Source organism: Kitasatospora sp. NPDC023118, assembly GCF_055560875.1.
This window is the reverse complement of sequence record NZ_JBVHHW010000002.1, coordinates 33,518-53,538: the sequence shown is the minus strand read 5'-3', so window position 1 is coordinate 53,538 and position 20,021 is coordinate 33,518. Positions and strand designations below refer to the sequence as shown.

Sequence of the window (20,021 nt, the reverse complement as noted above, 5' to 3'; positions counted from 1 at the left end):
GGCGCCCCGCCCTGCGTCGGATGAACGCGGCTTCCCCGTAGGGAAGTTGGCGTTCATCCGACTACTCACTCGGGTGAGTGAACGCCCTTTGGTTCTCGCGCGACCCTCTCACTACGGTGTGCCAGTCATTGCTGACAGGCCGTGGCGGTGGTCGCCCGTCCGCCGATTCCGCGCGCGATGTCGGCCACCGACGACGATCCAAGGGGAACGAACCATGAAGCAGGCTCTCAAGGCCGCCGGTACCGCGGCGCTCGGCATCGCGATCGCGGCGGTCGGCGCCGGCACGGCCTCCGCGGCCGCCGGGCAGGCGACCGGCGGCCTCGGGCTGCCCACCGGCGCGGTGACGAACCCCGCGGTGACCGGCGCGGTCACCGACACCGCCGCCAAGCTGCCCGGCGGCGACAAGGTCGCCGGCACGCTCGGCACTCTGGCCCCGACCGCCGGTCAGGCCGCGCCCGCCGCCGAGGCCGCCCCGGTCGCCGGTACCACCCAGCAGCGCGGCGCCCTCCCGGGCGTCCCCGGCCTGGACAAGACCCCCGTCGGCGGGCTGGCCAACACCCTGCCGGGCCTGCCGCTGGGCTGATCCGCCCAGCCCGTACGACGACGGGCCGCCCGCCCCCGGAGACCCCGGGAGCGGGCGGCCCGTCGTCGTGCCCGCCCGTACGGCGTCACGGCTCCTGGGGGAGCAGCACCCACAGGGCGAGGTAGATCAGGAACTGCGGGCCGGGGAGCAGGCAGGAGAGCAGGAAGATCAGGCGGACGGTCCACGGGGTCAGGCCGAAGCGCTCGGCGATCCCGGCGCAGACGCCGGCGATGACGCGGTTGTGACGGGGACGGGCGAGACGGGCACTCATGTGAACTCCTCGGCGGTGGCGACCCGGTCCGGCTGCTCCGGCGGGCGTACTTCCATGCTCGGCGTTCGCCGGCCCGAAAACCTCCGCCCACCAGGCGATTCTCCACCCCGACGAGTCACCGGGGAGACGTAGGCCGGAGTCGGGGTCCGCCTCAGGGATGCCCCGGAGACCAATGGGCCGAAAGTCCGTCCGGCCCGGGGTGCGGGTGTGGAAAACCCGTTCGCAAAGCTGTACGGCCGGGGGGATATGATTCCGCGGTCGCTGGTGGTGGGGGGCGATTCGGCGGCGCCTTCACGGCCTCAAGCGACCCCTCACGCCTGCGATTTCGCACTCTCTCGGGCTTTCGCCCGATTCCTCCGTGAGGTTCCATTGCGCAGTCAGTCCCGCAGATTCCTCGCCGCAGCCGCCACCACCGCCCTGGTCTCCGGTCTCGCCCTGACCTCGGCCCCGGCCGCCGTCGCGACCCCGACGACCGAGCCCACCACCCCGGCCGCCGTCGCGACCCCGACGACCGAGCCCACCACCCCGGCCACCACCCCGGCCACCACCGCTCCCACCCCGGCGCCGCACGGCTGGGCCTCGCCCGTCATGATCACCACCAGCGGCTTCCCGACCACGGTGACGGCGGGCAGCGCGGTCGAGTTCACCTCGACCCTCAAGAACACCGCCGACCATCAGATGGACGTGACGACCTCCTTCGGCGTCTCGACCTACCGCGGCAGTGGCCTCAAGCCGAGCCAGCTCAAGCTGGAGTACCAGCGCCCCGGTGCCGCACAGTGGCAGGACGCCAAGGCGGGCAACACCGACTCCGGCGGATGGTGGGAGCTGGACGAGTTCGGCACCCAGGTGCACCTGGCGGCGGGCGCCGAGGCCACCTACCGGCTGCGGCTGACCTTCACCGCCGACGCCGCCCCCGGCTGGGCCTCCGCGGGCCTCGACGCGATGGTCTCGGACCCGACCCTGCCCCCGGAGCAGCGAATCACCCAGGCCTCCGGCGGCACCCCCGACTTCACCATCGAGAGCAGCACCCCGACCACCCCGGTCCCCGTCGGGCTCCCGGACGTGAAGGTCCAGGGCGTGCCCGCCTCCTTCACCGCCGGCGGCGAGGCCAAGCCGTTCAAGGTGGTCTACGGCAACCACACCGGCAAGGACCTCCGGATCGTCCCGACGATCGTGTTCGAGGGCGAGGGCCTGCTCCGCGCGGACATGGTGAAGATCGAATTCCAGACCCAGGCGGGCGACTGGATCGCCGGCACGCCGGAATGGCACGACCTCCCCGACAGCCAGCTGGGCGTGCGGCTGCTCAGCGGCTCCAAGGACGCCGACGTCATCGCGCTGCCGAACGGCGAGACCCGTACGGTCAACCTGCGCCTCGCCTGGGCCAAGGGCGCTCCGGCGGCGGCCGAGTCGGTGTTCGCCAACGGATGGAGCCTGGCCGGCCCGGGCGGGCACGACTCCGCCGCCACCAGCCCGAAGGTCGCCTTCCGGATCGAGGCCGCCACGGGCTCCGCCGGCACCCCGGCCCCGACCTCCCCGGCCACCGACGCGACGCCGACCACCCCGGCCGCCACCGCCGACCCGTCCGCTGCCCCGGCCGCCCTGGTCACCACCGCTGCGCCGAACCCGGCGGCAGGCCCCGCGCAGGCCGCCGCGACCGGCACTCGGCTGGCCTCCACCGGCGGCGGCTCCTCCTCCGCCCCGATGGCGATCACCGGCGCGACGGCGATCGCCCTCGGCATCGGCACCCTGGTCGTCGCGCGCCGCCGCAAGGGCGCGCGGGGCGCCGGGAAGTGACCTGATACGGCCGAAGGCCCGCCCCTCACCCGCTGCGTAGCGGGGACGGACGGGCCTTCGGCCTTGGTGCGGCGGGATCAGCCGGCCGGGTGCTGCGGCGGCTGCGGCTGGGCGTACGGGTTGTCCGCCACCGGCTGCGGCGGGACACCCGGCTGGTACGGCGCGGCGGGCGCGGCACCCTGCGGCGGGACGGACCGGCCCGGCTGCGGGGCGTTCGGGTTGAACGGGGCCTGCTGCGCGTTGGGGTTGTACGGCGCGTTGGGGTTGTACGCCCCGACAGGCGGGGCCGTCGGCTGGTTCTTCGCGTTGCTGCGCTCGACGATCGCCTTCACCGAGGCGACGATCATCAGCACCGGCAGGATGAACGCCTTGAAGAAGATGAAGTACTCGCCGCCGTTGAAGACGAACGCGAGGTAGTAGGCGTAGCCCAGGAATCCGAGGCCGAAGAGCACGTTGAGGATCCGCAGGCCGGCCTTCATTCCGCCGCCGATGGCGCCGAGGACCAGCATGATGGCGCCGCTGAGCGTCAGCAGGACGACGTACCAGGAGAACAGCGGTTCGGCGCTGAAGTCGAGATTGTTCAAGGGGGGTTTCCTGTGGGAGGAAGAAAAACGGCGGGAACCGTTCGGGGACGAGAGCGCACAGTACTGGAGGCGGCCGACATCCGTCGTCGCCTTTTCATCACGGTGTCGTTGCGCCGCGCCGGAACGGCAATTGACGAGGTGGGAAATGACTGACTATGAGGTGCTGCGGGTCTTTTGCGGGCCCGACGGACGGCACGGCAATGAACTCGGGGTGGTGCGCGACGGCGCCGCCCTGCCTGAGCGGGCGGAGCGGCAGGCCTTCGCCCGCGAACTCGGCTTCAGCGAGACGGTGTTCGTCGACGACCCGGAGCGCGGGGAGATCGACATCTACACCCCGACGGTGCGGCTGCCCTTCGCCGGTCACCCCTGTGTCGGCACGGCCTGGCTGCTCGGCGTGGACCGACTGGTCACCCCCGTCGGGGTGGTCGCCGCCCGGCACGACGGCGGGCTGACCCGGATCGAGGCCCGGCCGGAGTGGACCCCGGGGCGCACCCTGCGGCAGTACGGCTCGGCGGCCGAGGTGGACGCGCTCCGGGTGCCGCCGCCGGGGGAGTGGATCTACGCCTGGGCCTGGCGGGACGAGGCGGCCGGTACAGTCCGGGCGCGGGCCTTCCCCGGCCGGGGCGACGGGATCGACGAGGACGAGGCGACCGGCGCGGCCGCCCTGCTGCTGACCGCCCGGCTCGGGCGGGAGCTGACCATCACCCAGGGTCGGGGCTCGCAACTGCTGACCGGGCCGCGCCCGGACGGGCTGATCGAGGTCGGCGGCCGGGTGATGAGGGCGGAGGCTCAGCCCGCCGGCGGCGTCGGCTCCGCGTAGGCGCGCGGACGGGCCGCAGGCGCGACCGCCGCCGTCGGAACGACGGTGACGGTCACCGGCGGGCCGGCCAGGACGGCGACCCGTGGTGCCCGCGGCTCGGGCCGGCGGTCCCGCAGCAGGTGGCGCAGGCCGGGGACGAGGGCGAGGTGGGCGATCACCACGCCGATCACGGCGAACAGTATGTGGTCCACGTTGAGGACGTGCCCGGGCGTCCAGGAGGAGAGGAACTCCAGGCCGGTCGCCAGCAGGGCGGAGACGCCGGTGGTGCGCAGGAAGGACGGCAGCCAAGGGGCCCGGATCCGGCCGCCGGCCAGCGGGAGCAGGAGGCCGAGCGGGGCGAGCAGCAGGAACTCGCCGACCACCTGCCAGGTGGTGGAGGAGCGGAGCGAGGCGAGCGGCGTCAGGTTGGCGTCGTACACCCAGGCCACCGGCAGGGGTCTGAGCACCAGCCAGAGCGCCAGCGTCAGGTGGAGGGCAAGGCCCGCCAGCCCGACCAGCCGGAGGGGACGGTGGACGGCCGCCGCCGGCCTCGTCTCGGTCCGCGCGCCGGAACGCTCGTCGCGTGTCCTGGTGCCATCTCGCTGCACGGGGACAAGGACGTGCCCCGGTGGCGCGGCGGTTCCACGCCGGGCATGAACATTCCCGGACACGCCCCTTCGCGCGGCCTCCTCACTTGCACGGGGAGGCCGTCGGCACCGCGCTGAACACGTTGTCCGGCGGCGGCGAGCCCGGCGTCACCGGGGTGGGCGAGGGGCTCGGGCTCGCGCTCGCCTTGGCGGCCGTGCCGCGGGCCGGGGTCGCGGCGGGCGCCGGGCCGGACGGGGTGGCCAGGGCGGTCGGTACGTGCGGGGTGGCCGGGCAGGCGGTCCGGCTGGCGGGCGCGCCGGCGTCGACCGGGACGGCGGTCGGCCGGATGCCGCAGCCGGAGGCCAGCACGAGCAGGAGCAGCACGCCGGCGGTGCGGCGCACGGTGGTGCGGGTGGGGGAGGTCACGTGGCGTCCTTGTGCTCGGCGGCGTTGCCGACGGGGCCGCCATCGGCCTCGCCGGCGGACGGCGGAGGCGGCGGGGTCAGCGGCAGCGTCAGGGTGAACACCGCGCCGACCTCCCCGTTCGCCGCGGTGATCGTCCCCCCGTGGATCTGGGCGTTGGCCATCGCGATGGACAGCCCCAGGCCGCTGCCCTCGGAGCGGGCCCGCCCGCGGTCGGCCTTGTAGAAGCGGTCGAAGACGTGCGGCAGCACGTCCTCCGGGATGCCGGGGCCGCTGTCGGAGACCTCGATCACGACCGAGTCGTCGGTCTGCCGGACCTTGACCCGCACCGGCGAGCCGCCGTGCTTGAGCGCGTTGCCGATCAGGTTGGCGAAGACCACGTCCAGTCGGCGCGGGTCGACCACGGCCAGGATGCCGCGCGGGGCGTCCAGTTCGACCGCGTCGTACCAGGCCCGGCCGTCGATGCAGGACATGATCAGGTCGGCGATGTCCACCTCGTCGGCGACCAGCTTGGCGGTGCCGGCGTCGAAGCGGGTTACCTCCATCAGGTTCTCCACCAGGTCGGACAGCCGGCGGGTCTCGCTCACCACGAGCCGTACGGCCGGCTCGATCATCGGGTCCAGCGACTCGGCCTCGTCCTCCAGGATGTCCGTCACCGCGGTCATCGCGGTCAGCGGGGTGCGCAGTTCGTGCGACATGTCGGCGACGAACCGCCGGCTCTGCGCCTCGCGCGCGCTCAGCTCCTCGACCTGCTCGTGCAGCGACTCCGCGGCCCGGTTGAACGTCCGCGCCAGGTCGGCGAGTTCGTCCGAGCCATCGACCTCCAGCCGGGTGTCCAGGTGTCCCTGGCCGAGCCGTCGGGCGGCCTCGCCGAGCCGCTTGACCGGCCGCAGCACGGTCGCCGAGGCGGCCTGGGCGAGCAGTGCCGAGCCGATCAGTGCGAGCAGTGTCGCGATGGCCAGCGACCAGCCCAGCGTGTTGAGGTCGGCCCGCTCGTTCTCCAGCGACTTGAACATGTAGGCCGTCGGCCCGTTCGGCACCACCTTGGTGCCGCCGATCACGAACGGGTGGCCCTCCAGGTTCTGCCGCTGCCAGTACAGGTGGTACGGGTACGGGTTGCTCTCGCTGACCTCGCGCGGCTTGGCGACGGTGGACTGCAGCGCCGCCGGCACGTCGGCCAGCGTGTAGTGCTGCGGGTCCGAGGAGGCCGGGCACTCCGGGTGCGCCGGGTCGACCACCACCACGTCGTAACTCAGGCCGGAGCTGGCCACGTTGGAGGCCAGCGTGGCCAGCTCCGGGCAGCTGGCGTTCAGCGGCAGGTCGGAGACGTTGCGGCTGAGCGAGACCCGGAAGTCGTTCAGCGCGGTGTCCTGGGCACGCTTGAGCACCGCGTCGCGGTTCAACCAGTACGCGATGCCGGAGGCCGAGACGGCGGCGAGCAGCGCGACCGCCGCGAACACCGCGATCAGCCGCACCCGCAGGGAGCGCAGCTTCCGCCACCGGCCCGCGGAGAACCGTCGGGCAGTCTGCTGATGGTCAGTCACAAGAGCCTGTCGTCGTACGGGAGTTCAGAATGCCTGAAATGAGCGGTCAGACCGTCGGCGGGTCCAGTCGGTAGCCGACGCCACGCACGGTGCGGATCAGCGTCGGCGCGGACGGCACGTCCTCGACCTTCGCCCGCAGCCGCTGCACACAGGCGTCCACCAGGCGCGAGTCGCCGAGGTAGTCGTGCTCCCAGACCAGCCGCAGCAGCTGCTGGCGGGAGAGCGCCTGGCCGGGGCGGCGGCTGAGCTCCAGCAGCAGCCGCAGCTCGGTCGGGGTGAGCTGGAGGTCCTGTCCGTCCTTGGTGACGGTCATCGCGGCCCGGTCGATCACCACGCTGCCGTACGCGGAGGAGTCCGAGCTCTCCCGCTCCCCGCGTCGCAGCACCGCCCGGATCCGGGCGTCCAGGACGCGCGGCTGCACCGGCTTCACCACGTAGTCGTCCGCACCGGACTCCAGGCCCACGACCACGTCGATGTCGTCCGAACGCGCGGTGAGCAGGATGATCGGCAGCTGGTCGGTGCGGCGGATCCGACGGCACACCTCGAAGCCGTCGATCCCGGGCAGCATCACGTCCAGCACGATCAGGTCGGGCCGCTGCTCCTTGAAGAGTTTCAGGCCGTCCTCACCGGAGGCGGCGGTGGCCACGCGGTGGCCCTGGCGGGTGAGGGCGAGTTCGAGGCCGGTCCGGATGGCGTCGTCGTCCTCGATCAGTAGGAGGAAAGGCACGGCCCCATTTTGGCCCACCGGGAGCGTTGAATCACCCCCCGCACCGGTCACCGATCGTATGGGAACCGGAAGGGCTGCTACCGGCGTCCGGTACGGAGGGAGGCGGACCGGGACGAAAGGCCTGCCCCTGTGACACCCCTGTGACAGTCGGCGGACAGCGCCATCACAACCGCCGGGCAGGATTTTCCATGTCGCCGCAGGACAGCGGGCCGCAAGGGCCGGCTGGAGGGCGGCAACAGGAACCGCTCGTACCGACCAAGGGGGCGCACGATGAACGCCACGCTTCAGACCCGGACCAACCCGGCTCTCCGCACCGCGCGTTCCTCAGCGACCACCCATCGGACCCGGTACGAGATCAGGACCGACGAGAACTCCGGTGCCGTGACCGTACGGGGGTGCGCGCACAGCACCGGTGGAAACCCTGTCGCACGCCGGGTGAGCGGCGGCGGCAGGACGGGGGAGCTGTACGGAATCGGCCGACTGGGGAGTGCAGTCGACTCCGCCAACACCCTCACGCTGCGGGGGATCCTCCCCGTCCGCGTCGAGGGCAAGGACGCCCTGGGGGGGACCGGGGGGAACAACGGCCTGCGGACGGTCGGTTCGGGGGAGCCGGCCGGCCGCGAGGCCGCCGGTGCGACGCTGCTGCGGCTGAACCCCGCACCGGCCCGCACCACCGAGGCGGGACAGGGAGACGCGCAGGGGGAGCACCCGGCCGTCGCGGAGGACCACATCACGGAGTTCACCGCGTACGTGCGCGAGCGCCGCGCCTCCCTGTACGCCACGGCGTACCACCTCACCGGTGACCGCTACGAGGCCGAGGACCTGCTGCAGAGCGCGCTCTTCAGCACCTACCGGGCCTGGGGCCGGATCACCGACAAGGCCGCGGTCGGCGGGTACCTCCGCCGCACCATGACCAACCTGCACATCTCCGCCTGGCGGCGCCGCAAGGTCAACGAGTACCCGACCGAGGAGCTGCCGGAGACGGCCGGCGACACCGACGCGATGGGCGGCACCGAGCTGCGCACCGTGCTCTGGCAGGCGCTGGCGAAGCTGCCGGAGAACCAGCGGACCATGCTGGTGCTGCGGTACTACGAGGGCAAGACCGACCCGGAGATCGCCGACGTGCTGGGGATCAGCGTCGGCACGGTCAAGAGCAGCATCTGGCGCGCCCTGCGCCGGCTGCGCGACGACGAGCACCTGAACAAGTCGGGCGACACCGTCCGGGCGTTCGGCGAGCTGGTTGCGTAGGACTCCCGTCGGGGGACGGGTAGCGGACGGTTGCGGTTCGGGGACGCCGACTCGGGGGGAGCGGCGCCCGTGGGGAGCCGAGAGCCGTTCGGGGAAGGCGACGGGCCCGGTGCGGGGGAGACGCACCGGGCCCGTCGTCCTTTTCGCTTCAGGGGGCCGGGGCTCCACGCTCCCGGGCCGCCGCCAGGGGGTCGCCCCAGGGGCCGCTGCGGGGACTGCTCGGGGCGGCCGCTCCGGGCGGCCGGTCCGGCGGCTCAGACCGCCGAGAGCTCCCGCCTCCCGGCCGCGGCGCGGACCCGCCGCGCGGCCTCCGCCCCTGCGCACGGATACGAGCCCAGCGAGACCTGCCGCCCGACGATGGAGCGCTCGGCCCGCATCAGCCGGTAGCCCCGGCGCAGCAGCACCGGCAGCGACTTGCGGCCCTCGCGGACGTCCCGGCGCAGTCGGCGCCAGGCCGTGGTGAGCGCGCCGTTGCGCAGGCACAGGGCGTCGCCGAGCAGGCCCTCGGCGGCGCACTGCGCGACGATCTCGGCGGCGAAGATGCCCTCCGCGATGAACGCGGCCGCGCCGCCCAGGTCCAGGGTGCGGGTGTCGATCCGGCCGTTGTCCGGGATCGAGTACACCGGCACGTCCGCGCGACCGTGCCCGTGCAGCGCGCGGATCGCGGCGACGGCCTGGTCGCGGTGCCAGGCGAGCGGGGAGTCCCAGTCCACGGCGCCGTCCGGCAGCCGGGGCAGGGTCGGGTCGTCCCCGTCCTTGTAGAAGTCGTCCAGCTGGAGCACCGGCAGACCGCTGCGATCGGCGAGCGAGGACTTCCCCGATCCGGAGGGCCCGGAGAGCAGGATCACCCGGGCATGGGCCGGCGGGGCGGGATTCATGGGGGAGTCACTCACGGGACACCAGTCTGACGCATCCGGGCCGGTTGCCGAAACCGGTGTGCGCAGAACTTCCGGCTCCGGGCGGGACGTAAGCCGCCGGAACACCGACGGACCCGCACCAGGGGGGGGAGAGGTGCGGGTCCGTCCAATGACCGTCCGGGCCCTGGGGGGGAGAGGGCACTGGGGACGGCCAGTCTGTGGAGTTGTGACGAAGTGTCGACGGAGGGTCAGATCCCCATCGGGTGCCAGACCGTCTTCGTCTCCAGGAACGAGAGTAGCCGGTCCGTACCGGGCGTATTCGTCCAGTCCTGGGCGAACGGGTCCAGCTCCGGACGGACCACCCGCTTCAGGGTATCCGCGGCGGCGGCCTCCAGGGCGGGCGCCGCGCCGGGGCCCTCGGCGGCGATGGCGCCGGTGAGGTCCAGCGCGTTGACGTCCTGGTGCGAGGCCAGCGTCGGGGCGATGTCCGCGGTCCGGCCCGAGATGATGTTGACCACGCCGCCCGGGACGTCCGAGGTGGCCAGCACCTCGCCCAGCGACAGCGCGGGCAGCGGGGCGTCCGCGGCGGCCGCGACCACGACCGTGTTGCCGGTGGCGATCGCCGGGGCGATCACCGAGACCAGGCCGAGCAGCGAGTGCCCGTACCCGGCCTGCGGCGCGACGATCCCGACCACGCCGGTCGGCTCCGGGGTGGAGAGGTTGAAGTACGGCCCGGCCACCGGGTTGGCGCCGCCCGCGATCTGGGCGACCTTGTCCGTCCAGCCCGCGTACCAGACCCAGCGGTCGATCGCGGCGTCCACCAGCGCGGCGGCCTTCTTCGGGCCGATGCCCTCGGAGACGGCCACCTCGGCGGCGAACTGCTCGCGCCGGCCCTGCAGCATCTCGGCCACCCGGTACAGCACCTGGCCGCGGTTGTACGCGGTGGTGCCGGCCCAGCCCTTGACCGCCGCGCGGGCGGCCAGGACGGCGTCGCGGGTGTCCTTGCGGGTGCCCAGCGGGGCGTTGGCGAGCCACTCGCCCTTGGAGTCGGTCACCTCGTACACCCGCCCGCTCTCGGAGCGCGGGAACTTCCCGCCGACGTACAGCTTGTAGGTCTTGCTGACCTGAATCCGTGCAGGGGCGTCAAGACGCGTCGCGACATCAGACATCGAGGTAGGCCTCCAGACCGTGGCGGCCACCCTCGCGGCCGTAACCCGACTCCTTGTAGCCGCCGAACGGCGAGGTCGGGTCGAACTTGTTGAAGGTGTTGGCCCAGACCACACCGGCCTTGAGCTTGTTGGCCATCCAGAGGATGCGCGAGCCCTTCTCCGTCCAGATGCCGGCGGAGAGGCCGTACGGGGTGTTGTTGGCCTTCGCGACCGCCTCTTCGGGGGTGCGGAAGGTCAGCACCGACAGCACCGGGCCGAAGATCTCCTCCTGGGCGATCCGGTGGGCCTGGCTGACGCCGGTGAACAGGGTCGGCTTGAACCAGAAACCGGTGCCCGGCAGCTCGCAGGACGGCGACCAGCGCTCGGCGCCCTCGGCCTCGCCGGCCTCGGTCAGCGCGGTGATCCGGGCCAGCTGCTCGGCCGAGTTGATGGCGCCGATGTCGGTGTTCTTGTCCAGCGGGTCGCCGACCCGCAGGGTGCCCATCCGGCGCTTCAGGGCGTCCAGCAGCTCGTCCTGGATCGACTCCTGGACCAGCAGGCGCGAACCCGCGCAGCAGACGTGGCCCTGGTTGAAGAAGATGCCGTTGACGATGCCCTCGACCGCCTGGTCGAGCGGCGCGTCGTCGAAGACGATGTTGGCGGCCTTGCCGCCCAGCTCCAGCGACAGCTTCTTGCGGGTGCCGGCCAGCTGCTTGGCGATCGCCCGGCCGACCGGGGTGGAGCCGGTGAAGGCGACCTTGTTGACGTCCGGGTGGGCGGTCAGCGCGGCGCCGGTGCGGCCGTCACCGGTGACGATGTTGACGACGCCCTTCGGCAGACCGGCCTGGCGGCAGATCTCGGCGAAGCGCAGGGCCGTCAGCGGGGTGGTCTCGGCCGGCTTCAGGACGACCGTGTTGCCGGTCGCCAGCGCGGGCGCGACCTTCCACGCCAGCATCAGCAGCGGGAAGTTCCACGGGATGACCTGGCCGGCCACGCCCAGCGGCTTCGGATTCGGGCCGAAGCCGGCGTAGTCCAGCTTGTCCGCCCAGCCGGCGTAGTAGAAGAAGTGCGCGGCGACCAGCGGCAGGTCGACGTCACGGGTCTCGCGGATCGGCTTGCCGTTGTCGATCGACTCCAGCACGGCCAGCTCGCGGCTGCGCTCCTGGATGATCCGGGCGATCCGGAACAGGTACTTGGCGCGCTCGCTGCCGGGCAGCGCCGACCAGTCGGCGAAGGCCTTGCGGGCGGCGGCGACGGCGCGGTCCACGTCCTCGTCGGTGCCCTGGGCGAACTCGGCGAGCACCTGCTCGGTGGCCGGGTTGACCGTCTTCAGGGCCTCGCTGCCGGAGGAGTCGACGAACTCGCCGCCGATGAAGTGGCCGTAGGAGGTGGCGATGTCACCCGCGGCGGCGGGGGACTCGGGGGCCGGGGCGTACTCGAAGAGGCCGGTCTTGCGCACGGGCTCCTCGATGTTCTTCTTCTTGGCCATGGTGATCAGTCCACCGTCACGTAGTCGGGGCCGGAGTAGCGTCCGGTGGTGAGCTTCTGGCGCTGCATCAGCAGGTCGTTGAGCAGGCTGGAGGCGCCGAAGCGGAACCAGTGCGGGGTCAGCCAGTCGTCGCCGAGGGTCTCGTTGACCATCACCAGGTACTTCATGGCGTCCTTGGTGGTCTTGATGCCACCGGCGGGCTTCACGCCGACCTGGACGCCGGTCTGCGCGCGGAAGTCGCGGACCGCCTCCAGCATCAGCAGGGTGACCGGCGGGGTCGCGTTGACGGCGACCTTGCCGGTGGAGGTCTTGATGAAGTCGGCGCCGGCCAGCATCGCCAGCCAGGAGACGCGGCGCACGTTGTCGTAGGTCTGCAGCTCGCCGGTCTCGAAGATCACCTTGAGGTGGGCGTAGCTGCCGTCGGCGCGCTTGCACGCCTCCTTGACGGCGACGATCTCGTTGAAGACGTCGAGGTAGCGGCCGGAGAGGAAGGCACCGCGGTCGATCACCATGTCGATCTCGTCGGCGCCCGCGGCCACCGCGTCGGCGGTGTCGGCGAGCTTGACCGGGAGGGCGGCGCGGCCGGCCGGGAAGGCGGTGGCCACGGAGGCGACCTGGATGTCGGTGCCGCGCAGGGCGTCCTTCGCGGTGGCGACCATGTCGGGATAGACACAGATGGCGGCGACGCGCGGGGTGGTCGGGTCGGTCGGGTCGGGGGTCCTGCCCTTCGCGCACAGGGCGCGCACCTTGCCGACCGTGTCCGCGCCCTCCAGCGTGGTCAGGTCGATCATGGAGATCGCCAGGTCGATGGCATTGGCCTTCGCCGTGGACTTGATCGAGCGGGTGCCGAGGGCGGCGGCACGCGCCTCCAGGCCGACCTGGTCGACGCCGGGCAGGCCGTGCAGAAAGCGGCGGAGCGAGGCCTCGGACGCCGCAACGTCCGCGAGGCCGCTGCCCGCAACGCCTGGGGGTACCTCCCGGCCGCCAGGCTGGGGGAGGGCATTGGCTGCAACAGTGGACATAGTCACCAGACCAGCATATCTACGCGCGTAGTCGACCGCTAGGGTGCCTGCCATTCGTGGCCGGACCGAGACCTGTAGGTGAGGGGCATGGGGCAGAATCGACGCCATGACCGATTCCGACGGCAAGCCCCACCAGGGCTCGGCCGCCCCCGACGGGGAGCCCGAGTACGCGGACCGCGTGTACCGCTCCGTCCCCGGCGTCATCTCCGGCGTGTTCCTGCTGGCCGTCGCCGCCTGGCTGATCGGCGACGCCGTGGTGACCGGCACCGGGAAGACCCCGTACGTCGCCCTCGCGGCCGTACCGGTGTTCGCCCTCCCGGTGATCGCCTACACCCTGCGCCCGGCGGTGCGGGCCAACAACAGCCGCCTGCTCGTCCGCAACCCGTGGCGGACCATCACCGCCCCCTGGGCCTCGGTGGACGCCCTGCGCGCGGGCTACTCGGTCGAGCTCCTCGCCGGCGGCAAGAAGTACCAGGTATGGGCCGTCCCGGTCTCCCTGCGCCAGCGCAAGCGCGCCACCCGCGCCCAGACCCGCGGCGCCGCCGAGCACGCCTCCCGGATGGGCATGGTCTTCGGCCGCCAGACCAACCCGGTCGTCCAGGGCTCCCCGGACCCCACCCGCGCCTGGTCCGACCAGATCACCGACGTCCTCCAGGAGATGGCCGAACGCAACGCCACCCGCCCCGAAGCCGCCGGCCCCCTCGTCGTCCGCTGGTGCTGGTGGGTCATCGCCCCCACCCTGGTCGGCCTCGTCGCCCTGATCACGGTGATCACGGTCTGACCGCGACCGACACGTACGAAACCGACACGTACGAAAGGGCCCGCCGCACCGGCGGGCCCTTTCTCGTACGGGGTGGGTCAGATGCCCGCGGCCTGGGCGAGGTCGTGCTTGATGGCGGCGAGGAGCTCGGCGGCCCGGGTGCGGGTGGGGGCGAGGTCGGCGGCGGTGGCGACCGGGAGGACGACCTCCAGGTAGCACTTGAGCTTGGGCTCGGTGCCGGAGGGGCGGACCACGATGCGGGCGGAGCGTACGGACTCGCCGGCGAGGTAGTAGCGCAGGCCGTCGGTGGGGGGCAGGTCGGCGGAGCCGGCCGAGAGGTCGTCGGCGCGGGTGACGGTCAGGCCGGCCAGGGCGGTCGGGGGCTGCTCGCGCAGGCGGCGCATCGCGTCGGCGATCAGCGAGAGGTCCCGGACCCGGACGGAGAGCTGGTCGGTGGCGTGCAGGCCGTGCTCCAGCGCCAGGTCGTCCAGCAGGTCGGTCAGGGTGCGGCCGGACTTCTTGAGGGTCGCGGCGAGCTCGGCGACCAGCAGGGCGGCGGTGATGCCGTCCTTGTCCCGGACGCCCTGCGGGTCGACGCAGTAGCCGAGCGCCTCCTCGTAGCCGTAGCGCAGGCCCTCGGCGCGGGAGATCCACTTGAAGCCGGTCAGCGTCTCGGCGTAGTCCAGGCCCGCGGCCTCGGCGATCCGGCCGAGCAGGGTGGCGGAGACGATGGTGGTGGCGAAGGTGCCCTCGGCCTTCTTCGCGACCAGGGCGGAGCCGAGCAGCGCGCCGACCTCGTCGCCGCGCAGCATCCGCCAGCCGGAGGTGCCGTTGCCGCTGCCGGCCGCGTTGGCGTTGGTGGGGACGGCCACCGCGCAGCGGTCCGCGTCCGGGTCGTTGGCGATCACGATGTCCGGGCCGACCGCGGCGGCGGTGCGGAAGGCGAGGTCCATCGCCCCCGGCTCCTCCGGGTTGGGGAAGGCCACGGTCGGGAAGTCCGGGTCGGGCTCGGCCTGCTCGGCGACCACGGTGGGCGCCGGGAAGCCGGCCCGGCGGAAGGCGGCGACCAGGGTGTCGCGGCCGACGCCGTGCATCGGGGTGTAGACCACGTCCAGCTCGCGCGGGCTGTGCTCGTCGACGATGGAGACGGCCCGGGCCAGGTAGGCCTCGATGACGTCCTCGCCGAGCACCTCCCAGCCCTCCTCGGCGCGCGGGACGTCGTCCAGCGAGCCGATCGCGTCGATCTCGGCGGCGATGCCGGCGTCGGCCGGCGGGACGATCTGCGAGCCGTCGCCCAGGTAGACCTTGTAGCCGTTGTCCTGCGGCGGGTTGTGGCTGGCGGTGACGGTCACACCGGCGGCCGCGCCCAGGTGGCGGACGGCGAAGGCGAGCACCGGGGTCGGCAGCGGGCGCGGCAGCAGCGCGGCGCGCAGGCCGGCCGCGACCACCACGGCGGCGGTGTCGCGGGCGAAGTCGTAGGACTTGTGCCGGGCGTCGTAGCCGATGACGACCAGGTCGCCCAGGTTCTCCTTCTTGACGTACGCGACCAGGCCGGCGGCGGCCCGGATCACCACGGCGCGGTTCATCCGCATGGGGCCGGCGCCGAGTTCGCCGCGCAGGCCGGCGGTGCCGAACTGGAGGCGGTCGGCGAAGCGCTCGGCGAGCTCGGCCCAGGCGAGCTTGCCGTCCTCCTCGCCCTCCGGTGCCTCGGCCCGGGCCAGCAGGGCGGTCAGCTCCTCGCGGGTCTGCGGGTCGGGGTCCTCGGCCAGCCAGGTGCGGGCCCGGGCGAGGAGGTCGGTGGTGGGTGCCTGCGTCATGTTGCCTGTCTCCATCGGGAAGTGCGTCGGGATGTCGGCCGGAGGGTTCCGCGCAACAAGAAGGGATGAGGTGTGCACATGCGGACGGGGCCCGCGGGAAGGCGTGATCAGCGGATCACGCCGCCCGTGGGCCCCGTCACTCATGATTCTGCGCCCGGGAGGCGTCAGATCCGCTCCAGGACCTTCGCCAGCAGCTCGCCCATGCGCTCGGCGGAGGCCTTGCCGGCCTCCAGCACCTCTTCGTGGTTGAGCGGCTCGCCGGTCATGCCGGCGGCCAGGTTGGTGACCAGGGAGATGCCGAGCACCTCGGAGCCGGCCTCGCGGGCGGCGATGGCCTCCAGGGTGGTGGACATGCCGACCAGCTCGCCGCCGATCACCCGGGCCATGTTGACCTCGGCCGGGGTCTCGTAGTGCGGGCCGCGGAACTGGACGTAGACGGCCTCGTCCAGGCTCGGGTCGACCTCGTGGCACAGCGCGCGCAGGCGCTTGGAGTACAGGTCGGTGAGGTCGACGAAGTTGGCGCCGACGATCGGGGAGTCCGCGGTCAGGTTGATGTGGTCGCGGATCAGGACCGGCTGGCCGGGCACCCAGCCCTCGCGCAGGCCGCCACAGCCGTTGGTCAGCACGATGATGCCGCAGCCGGCCGCGGCGGCGGTGCGCACGCCGTGGACGACGGTGGCCACGCCGTGGCCCTCGTAGTAGTGGTTGCGGCCGAGGAAGATCAGGGCGCGCTTGTCGCCGATCTTCACCGAGCGGATCTTGCCGGCGTGGCCGGCCACGGCGGGGGCGGGGAAGCCCGGGAGTTCGGTGACCGGGAACTCGGCCACGGTCTCGCCCAGGGCGTCGGCGGCCGGCACCCAGCCGGAGCCCATCACCAGGGCGACGTCGTGCCGCTCGGCACCGGTCAGCTCGCGCAGGCGCTCGGCGGCGGCCTGGGCGGCGGCGTAGGGGTCGGCGGAGACGACCGACTGAGGAGAAGCGTTCACGGGTCCGAGGATAGACGGCTTTCGGCTACGCGCGTAGAAAATCTGGTGCGGCGTGCCGGATCGTTACCCGGCTGACCCGAAAACACAGCTCGGTGGCGCTTTTCGGGCGACCGGGTCGTTGATACGTACAGAAAGAAGGAAGCGCGTGTTCAGCAGGGCCGGTGGCGCAGGTCCATCACGTAGTCGTGCGGGGCGCCGGCGCTCTCCGCGGCGTCGGCGATCAGGCCGAGGTAGCGGGCCGCGGGCAGGCCGCCCTCGTAGTCGTTGAGCACGTACGTCCAGACCTGGATGTCGCCGTCCAGGGTCTGCGCGCGCAGCTTGGTCTTGCGGTAGATGCCGAGCTGGACGCCCTCCCAGCGGTCCAGGCCCTCCTCGTCCATCGGCGCGATGTCGTAGAGCGAGACGAAGACCTGGTGCTTCTCGTCCTCGACGACGGTGGCCAGCGAGCCCTCCCAGCCGAGCTGCTCGCCGCCGAAGGTGAGCCGCCAGCCGTCCAGCCACCCCGTGCCGCGCAGCGGGGAGTGCGGGGCTCGGCGGGTCATCTGCCGGGCATCGAGGTTGGTGGCATACGCGGCGTAAAGGGGCATGGGGGCCAGCGTAGCCCGGTCGGCGCACGCGGCGGGCGGTTGTGCGTCCGCACGGAGCCCGGACCCCGTTGTGGCGGCACTCTCGGCGTGCGGGACAATGGTGAGCGTGACTCGGATCGTGATCATCGGTGGCGGACCCGGCGGCTACGAGGCGGCGCTGGTGGCCGCTCAGCTCGGCGCGGAGGTGACCGTCGTCGACCGCGACGGTCTGGGCGGATCGGCGGTGCTCACCGACTGCGTACCGTCGAAGACCCTGATCGCGACCGCGGAGGTGATGACCACCTTCGACAGCTCGTACGAGGAGCTGGGCATCACGGTCGCCCGGGACGGCGACTCCCAGGAGAGCAAGGTCGTCGGCGTGGACCTGGGCAAGGTCAACCGCCGTGTGAAGCGCCTGGCGATCGCGCAGTCCCACGACATCACCCAGTCCGTCACCCGCGCCGGGGTCACCGTGCTGCGCGGCCGCGGCCGGCTGGGTGCCGGTGGGCAGGCCGTGGACGGCTCCCGCGAGGTGCTGGTGGACGGGCCCGACGGCAGCGTCCAGTCGCTGCGCGCCGACGCCGTGCTGATCGCCACCGGCGCCCACCCGCGCGAGCTGCCGGACGCCCAGCCGGACGGCGAGCGGATCCTCACCTGGACCCAGGTGTATGACCTGGAGGAGCTGCCCCGCGAGCTGATCGTGGTCGGCTCCGGTGTGACCGGCGCCGAGTTCGCCGGCGCCTACCAGGCGATCGGCTCCAAGGTCACGCTGGTGTCCAGCCGCGACCGGGTGCTGCCGGGCGAGGACCCGGACGCCGCCGAGGTGCTGGAGGACGTCTTCCGGCGCCGCGGCATGAACGTGATGAGCCGCTCGCGCGCCGAGAGCGCCAAGCGCATCGGCGACCGGGTCGAGGTGACCCTCTCCAACGGCAAGGTGATCGAGGGCACCCACTGCCTGATGGCGGTCGGCTCGATCCCCAACACGGCCGGCATGGGCCTGGAGGAGGCCGGGGTCAAGCTCAACGACTGGGGCCAGATCCAGGTCGACCGGGTCTCCCGCACCAGCGCCCCGGGCGTGTACGCGGCGGGCGACTGCACCGGCGTCTTCATGCTCGCCTCGGTGGCGGCCATGCAGGGCCGGATCGCGATGTACCACGCGCTCGGCGACGCGGTGCAGCCGCTGAACCTCAAGACCGTGGCCTCCAACGTCTTCACCGACCCGGAGATCGCCACCGTCGGCTACACCGCCGCCGACGTGGAGTGCGGCAAGATGGACGCCGTCGTGGTCAAGCTCCCGCTGCGCGGCAACCCACGGGCGAAGATGCAGGGCATCCGGGACGGCTTCGTGAAGCTGTTCTGCCGCCCGGGCACCGGCATCGTGGTCGGCGGCGTGGTCGTCGCCCCGCGGGCCAGCGAGCTGATCCACTCGATCTCGCTCGCGGTGGACGCCAATCTGACCGTCGAACAGGTGGCCAGCGCCTTCACCGTCTACCCGTCGGTCTCCGGCTCGACCGCCGAAGCCGCGCGGCAGCTGCACATCCGCAAGCGGGCCGACGGCGAATCCTGAGCTCAAGGCGTGAAGTTGAGGGCGGCTGCCGATCGGCGGCCGCCCTTCGCGCATGGGTGATCGTCACCCGGACGGCGGGCGCGGTCCCGGGCTATTGACGGCGCGCATTGTACGGTCACGCGCCGCTCGTGCGCGAGCAATTCCCGCTACTAGCTGCAAACGCCTGAAAGCAGACGGTCACTCAGGTTACCGTCGGTTCTGTGTTTGCAGCAGAACGTCGCCAGTTGATCCTCGAAATGGTGCGCGCCAACGGAGCCGTCTCGCTCCGGGAGTTGGCCCGCGTCGTCCAGACCTCCGAAGTGACCGTGCGCCGCGACGTGCGGGCGCTGGAGGCAGAAGGGCTCCTCGACCGCCGGCACGGCGGCGCGGTGCTCCCCGGCGGCTTCAGCCGCGAACCCGGCTACCCGCAGAAGACCCACCTGTCCGCGGCGGAGAAGAGCGCCATCGCGGACCTCGCCGCCGGGCTGGTGGAGGAGGGCGACGCGGTGGTGGTCGGCGCCGGCACCACCACCCAGGAGCTGGCCCGCCGGCTGGCCAGGGTGCCCGGCCTGACGGTGGTCACCAACTCGCTGCTGGTCGCCCAGGCGCTGGCGCACGCCAACCGGGTCGAGGTGGTGATGACCGGTGGCACCCTGCGCGGCTCCAACTACGCGCTGGTGGGCAGCGGCGCCGAGCAGTCGCTGCAGGGGCTGCGGGTCACCAAGGCCTTCATCTCCGGCAGCGGGCTGACCGCCGAGCGCGGGCTGTCGACCGCGAACATGCTGTCCGCGAGCGTGGACCGGGCAATGGTGCTGGCGGCCGCCGAGGTCATCGTCCTCGCCGACCACACCAAGCTCGGCGCGGCCGGCATGTTCCAGACCGTGGCCACCGAGACCATCACCCGGCTCGTCACCGACGAGCAGGCCACCGCCGACGACGCCACCGTCCGCGAGCTGGACGCGCTGGCCGACTGCGGGGTGCAGATCGACCTGGCGCCGCTCTGCGCGGCCCCCGGTGGCGACGCCCCCGTGCACGGCACGGGCAGCGGCCCGGTCCACCAGACCCAGCCCGGCCCGATGGGCCGCCGCCCCGCCCAGGGCCCCGGCGGCGCCCCGCTGCCCGGCCAGCGCCGCCCCGGGGCGCACGGCGGGCCGGTCGGCCCGGGCGGGATGCCGGTCCGGCTGGCCGAGCTGGGCCTGCCGCGGGGGCGCTGAGGCCGTCGCCCGTACGACCGGGAAACACGACCGGTCCGCACCCCCCGAAGGGCGT

Annotated in this window: 20 protein-coding genes; 7 read left to right on the top strand and 13 right to left on the bottom strand. The window is 72.8% G+C overall.

Annotation, left to right across the window (positions count from 1 at the left end; translation table 11 throughout):
• Nucleotides 1–214 precede the first annotated feature (214 nt).
• Nucleotides 215–583, top strand: coding sequence for an ATP-binding protein (locus ACZ3UD_RS02665; RefSeq protein ID WP_465581494.1), 369 nt, complete (start codon nucleotides 215–217; stop codon nucleotides 581–583).
• Between the two features lie 85 nt (nucleotides 584–668).
• On the opposite strand, the gene ACZ3UD_RS02660 is transcribed toward ACZ3UD_RS02665, so the two are convergent.
• Nucleotides 669–854 (bottom strand): PspC domain-containing protein, encoded by a 186-nt coding sequence (locus ACZ3UD_RS02660; RefSeq protein ID WP_207813471.1) that lies wholly within the window; start codon nucleotides 852–854, stop codon nucleotides 669–671.
• A 369-nt stretch (nucleotides 855–1,223) separates the two neighbouring features.
• Here ACZ3UD_RS02660 and ACZ3UD_RS02655 point away from each other — a divergent pair, with 369 nt between their 5' ends.
• On the top strand, nucleotides 1,224–2,648 hold the full coding sequence (locus ACZ3UD_RS02655) for a hypothetical protein (RefSeq protein WP_465581492.1): 1,425 nt from the start codon (nucleotides 1,224–1,226) through the stop codon (nucleotides 2,646–2,648).
• Nucleotides 2,649–2,725: 77 nt separating this feature from the next.
• On the opposite strand, the gene ACZ3UD_RS02650 is transcribed toward ACZ3UD_RS02655, so the two are convergent.
• Nucleotides 2,726–3,232 carry a hypothetical protein gene (locus ACZ3UD_RS02650; protein WP_465581490.1) on the bottom strand — a complete coding sequence of 169 codons (507 nt, stop codon included), beginning with the start codon at nucleotides 3,230–3,232 and terminating at the stop codon, nucleotides 2,726–2,728.
• Between the two features lie 145 nt (nucleotides 3,233–3,377).
• On the opposite strand from ACZ3UD_RS02650, the gene ACZ3UD_RS02645 reads away from it, so the two are divergent.
• Nucleotides 3,378–4,052, top strand: a complete 675-nt coding sequence (locus tag ACZ3UD_RS02645) for a PhzF family phenazine biosynthesis protein (protein WP_465581488.1) — start codon at nucleotides 3,378–3,380, stop codon at nucleotides 4,050–4,052.
• Here ACZ3UD_RS02645 and ACZ3UD_RS02640 read toward each other — a convergent pair.
• From ACZ3UD_RS02640 to ACZ3UD_RS02625, 4 genes are all read right to left on the bottom strand, one after another.
• The gene (locus ACZ3UD_RS02640; RefSeq protein WP_465581486.1) at nucleotides 4,022–4,639 is read right to left on the bottom strand and encodes a VanZ family protein; all 618 of its coding nucleotides are present in this window, start codon (nucleotides 4,637–4,639) and stop codon (nucleotides 4,022–4,024) included. The two genes, ACZ3UD_RS02645 and ACZ3UD_RS02640, sit on opposite strands and share 31 nt — an antisense overlap.
• Before the next feature lie 82 nt (nucleotides 4,640–4,721).
• Entirely contained in the window at nucleotides 4,722–5,045 is a 324-nt protein-coding gene (locus tag ACZ3UD_RS02635; protein ID WP_465581484.1) for a hypothetical protein, read from the bottom strand.
• The gene (locus ACZ3UD_RS02630) at nucleotides 5,042–6,586 is read right to left on the bottom strand and encodes an ATP-binding protein (RefSeq protein ID WP_465581483.1); all 1,545 of its coding nucleotides are present in this window, start codon (nucleotides 6,584–6,586) and stop codon (nucleotides 5,042–5,044) included. The genes ACZ3UD_RS02635 and ACZ3UD_RS02630 overlap by 4 nt, the downstream gene beginning before the upstream one ends.
• Nucleotides 6,587–6,632: 46 nt before the next feature.
• Nucleotides 6,633–7,313 carry a response regulator transcription factor gene (locus ACZ3UD_RS02625; protein ID WP_355669748.1) on the bottom strand — a complete coding sequence of 227 codons (681 nt, stop codon included), beginning with the start codon at nucleotides 7,311–7,313 and terminating at the stop codon, nucleotides 6,633–6,635.
• A gap of 270 nt (nucleotides 7,314–7,583) precedes the next feature.
• Between ACZ3UD_RS02625 and ACZ3UD_RS02620 the strand changes: the two genes are divergently transcribed.
• Entirely contained in the window at nucleotides 7,584–8,561 is a 978-nt protein-coding gene (locus ACZ3UD_RS02620) for a SigE family RNA polymerase sigma factor (RefSeq protein ID WP_465581481.1), read from the top strand.
• A 254-nt stretch (nucleotides 8,562–8,815) separates the two neighbouring features.
• Here the strand turns inward: ACZ3UD_RS02620 and ACZ3UD_RS02615 are convergent, their stop codons facing one another.
• The 4 genes from ACZ3UD_RS02615 to deoC all read right to left on the bottom strand — a co-directional run bounded on the left by ACZ3UD_RS02615 (nucleotide 8,816) and on the right by deoC (nucleotide 13,083).
• Nucleotides 8,816–9,454 carry an ATP-binding protein gene (locus tag ACZ3UD_RS02615; RefSeq protein WP_465581479.1) on the bottom strand — a complete coding sequence of 213 codons (639 nt, stop codon included), beginning with the start codon at nucleotides 9,452–9,454 and terminating at the stop codon, nucleotides 8,816–8,818.
• A gap of 212 nt (nucleotides 9,455–9,666) precedes the next feature.
• Complete coding sequence (locus tag ACZ3UD_RS02610; protein WP_465581478.1) at nucleotides 9,667–10,587, bottom strand: aldehyde dehydrogenase family protein; 921 nt, start codon at nucleotides 10,585–10,587, stop codon at nucleotides 9,667–9,669.
• Nucleotides 10,580–12,055 (bottom strand): aldehyde dehydrogenase family protein, encoded by a 1,476-nt coding sequence (locus ACZ3UD_RS02605; RefSeq protein WP_465581476.1) that lies wholly within the window; start codon nucleotides 12,053–12,055, stop codon nucleotides 10,580–10,582. The genes ACZ3UD_RS02610 and ACZ3UD_RS02605 overlap by 8 nt, the downstream gene beginning before the upstream one ends.
• A gap of 5 nt (nucleotides 12,056–12,060) precedes the next feature.
• Nucleotides 12,061–13,083, bottom strand: a complete 1,023-nt coding sequence (gene deoC, locus ACZ3UD_RS02600; protein ID WP_465581474.1) for a deoxyribose-phosphate aldolase — start codon at nucleotides 13,081–13,083, stop codon at nucleotides 12,061–12,063.
• Between the two features lie 100 nt (nucleotides 13,084–13,183).
• On the opposite strand from deoC, the gene ACZ3UD_RS02595 reads away from it, so the two are divergent.
• Nucleotides 13,184–13,858 carry a PH domain-containing protein gene (locus tag ACZ3UD_RS02595; RefSeq protein WP_465581472.1) on the top strand — a complete coding sequence of 225 codons (675 nt, stop codon included), beginning with the start codon at nucleotides 13,184–13,186 and terminating at the stop codon, nucleotides 13,856–13,858.
• 77 nt (nucleotides 13,859–13,935) lie between these two features.
• On the opposite strand, the gene ACZ3UD_RS02590 is transcribed toward ACZ3UD_RS02595, so the two are convergent.
• From ACZ3UD_RS02590 to ACZ3UD_RS02580, 3 genes are all read right to left on the bottom strand, one after another.
• Nucleotides 13,936–15,654, bottom strand: coding sequence for a phospho-sugar mutase (locus ACZ3UD_RS02590; RefSeq protein ID WP_465581470.1), 1,719 nt, complete (start codon nucleotides 15,652–15,654; stop codon nucleotides 13,936–13,938).
• Between the two features lie 164 nt (nucleotides 15,655–15,818).
• Nucleotides 15,819–16,640, bottom strand: coding sequence for a purine-nucleoside phosphorylase (locus ACZ3UD_RS02585; RefSeq protein ID WP_465581468.1), 822 nt, complete (start codon nucleotides 16,638–16,640; stop codon nucleotides 15,819–15,821).
• 149 nt (nucleotides 16,641–16,789) lie between these two features.
• The gene (locus ACZ3UD_RS02580) at nucleotides 16,790–17,227 is read right to left on the bottom strand and encodes a gamma-glutamylcyclotransferase family protein (protein ID WP_465581466.1); all 438 of its coding nucleotides are present in this window, start codon (nucleotides 17,225–17,227) and stop codon (nucleotides 16,790–16,792) included.
• Nucleotides 17,228–17,324: 97 nt separating this feature from the next.
• Between ACZ3UD_RS02580 and ACZ3UD_RS02575 the strand changes: the two genes are divergently transcribed.
• Both ACZ3UD_RS02575 and ACZ3UD_RS02570 read left to right on the top strand, forming a co-directional pair.
• Nucleotides 17,325–18,773 (top strand): NAD(P)H-quinone dehydrogenase, encoded by a 1,449-nt coding sequence (locus ACZ3UD_RS02575; RefSeq protein WP_465581464.1) that lies wholly within the window; start codon nucleotides 17,325–17,327, stop codon nucleotides 18,771–18,773.
• Nucleotides 18,774–18,973: 200 nt separating this feature from the next.
• Nucleotides 18,974–19,966: a DeoR/GlpR family DNA-binding transcription regulator gene (locus ACZ3UD_RS02570; RefSeq protein WP_465581462.1), complete on the top strand. Its 993-nt coding sequence runs from the start codon at nucleotides 18,974–18,976 to the stop codon at nucleotides 19,964–19,966.
• The last annotated feature ends 55 nt before the right edge of the window (nucleotides 19,967–20,021 follow it).